Origin of the sequence: Sandarakinorhabdus sp. (assembly GCF_040398645.1) — a bacterium.
Lineage (GTDB): Bacteria > Pseudomonadota > Alphaproteobacteria > Sphingomonadales > Sphingomonadaceae > Sandarakinorhabdus.
Genome location: NZ_JBBATR010000004.1, coordinates 1 through 1,770, shown reverse-complemented (window position 1 = coordinate 1,770; position 1,770 = coordinate 1). Strand labels below are relative to the sequence as shown.

Genomic DNA, 1,770 nt, shown 5'->3' with positions numbered 1-1,770 from the left:
GTCGCCGAAACGCTAATCAATCCGCACGGGCGCAAATTCGTGGTGCACTGCAACATGCCGTCACCGGACGCGCGCAATCCATGTATCACCAGCGTGTGGATCATCGACGCGAACGGCGATCGGCCGCGTCTGGTTACCGCCTACCCGCGCGCGAGGCTGCAACCCGCACATAAGTAACGGCGCGGCGCCTCACGCCGTCTTGCGGTTTACCGGCTCGCCGCGTGTTGGCGCTGGCAGATGTTCGCAGCCCTTGGCGATTGCTGCCTTCTCCGCCTTGAGCGAGGCCATGTCGATGACGTGGCGGAACCGCACGTCGCCGGCCTTGATGCGGTCGAACGCGTGGTTGATATCGGCCATCTCGATCATCTCGATCTCGGGCCGGATGCCGTGTTCGGCGCACAGGTTGAGCACCGCCTGGGTTTCGGCGATGCCGCCGATCAGCGAGCCTGCCACCGCAATCCTGTTGAACACCAGCGGCCCCGGATTGAACGCCGCAAACTCCATCATGTTGCCGACAACAACCAGAGTCGATCCGGGTTTCATGAAGCCAAGATAGTCGGCCAGATCATGCGGATAGGGAATGGTGTCGATCATAATGTCCAGCGTCTGCGCGGCAGCGGCGACATCGGCAGCGTCGTCCATGACGATCACTCTGTCTGCGCCAAGCGCCGCCACGGCATCAATCTTGTCAGCCGTCGTCGTGAAGGCGGTCACCGCGGCGCCCAGTGCCTTGCCGATCTGAACTGCCATGTGCCCCAGCCCGCCGATCCCCGCAACGCCCAGCGACTGCCCCGGCTTCAGGCCGAAATGCTTCATCGGTGAATAGGTCGTCACGCCGGCGCACAGGATTGGCGCGGCCTGCGCCGGGCTGATGGCCGCAGGGATTGCCAGCACGAACTCTTCGCGAACCGTGATGCTGTCACTGAAGCCGCCATAGCTGTTGCTGCCGTCGGGCAACTTGGGACCGTTGTAGGTGAACGTGGCGCTTTTTGGCCCGGTGCAATATTGCTCGTCACCGGCCTTGCAGGCAGCGCAAACCTGGCAACTGTTGACCATGCAGCCGACGCCGACCGTGTCACCGATTGCGAACTTGCGCACCCCAGCGCCGATCTTGATGACGGTGCCGACGATCTCGTGGCCCGGCACGCACGGCCAGACGCTATTCTCCCAATCATCGGCGCATTGGTGGATATCGGAATGGCACACGCCACAGAATTCTATGTCGATTTCAACCTCTCCATCACGCAGCGGTTCGCGATCAAAGCTGACTGCCTGAAGCTTCTGATGTGCGCTGAGTGCGCCATAGCCGATAACGGTCATGGATGGTGCCTTCCGGGTTGGTGATTGCTGCTGAACAACGTGCCGGGTCTGGTTTCGATGCCTTGGGTCCGACAAAAACGTCCACGGCGTGCAGCGAGCATGGCGATCGGACCAGCGCCCATGTGCCAGCGGCGCCCAAAACGGCACCAGGCGGACCTTCAAGGCGGCGACAGGTATGACCGAACGCATCCCGCCCGCACGGCCGCCCGCACGGCCGCCCGCACGGCCGATATCGGGCACCGCAGCCGGTTGCCGCCGGCATGTGGTGAAGCGGGACTGCCGATCATGCTGATGCAACCAATTCGGGCGCTGAAGCATTGAGTCGTCAAGAAACCACAAAAGGAAGCCCGATGCGCAACCTCTCTGTCCTGATCGCCGCCGCAATGTTGATGTCCTGGCCGGTGCTGTTGGCGCAAACGCCTGAAAATGGCCGTAACGACCGCCAGAATG

General features: G+C 62.5%; 2 protein-coding genes. One reads left to right on the top strand and one right to left on the bottom strand.

Annotation, left to right across the window (positions count from 1 at the left end):
• Window positions 1-15 precede the first annotated feature (15 nt).
• Window positions 16-177, top strand: a complete 162-nt coding sequence (locus ABWP50_RS01575) for a DUF6883 domain-containing protein (protein ID WP_353216318.1) — start codon at window positions 16-18, stop codon at window positions 175-177.
• 12 nt (window positions 178-189) lie between these two features.
• Here ABWP50_RS01575 and ABWP50_RS01570 read toward each other — a convergent pair whose 3' ends face one another.
• Window positions 190-1,320, bottom strand: a complete 1,131-nt coding sequence (locus ABWP50_RS01570) for an NAD(P)-dependent alcohol dehydrogenase (protein WP_353216231.1) — start codon at window positions 1,318-1,320, stop codon at window positions 190-192.
• Window positions 1,321-1,770 lie beyond the last annotated feature (450 nt).

Coding starts and splice junctions, on each gene's coding strand:
- ABWP50_RS01570 (WP_353216231.1), bottom strand. CDS start 1,320: ATGACCGTTATCGGCTATGGCGCACTCAGCGCACATCAGAAGCTTCAG.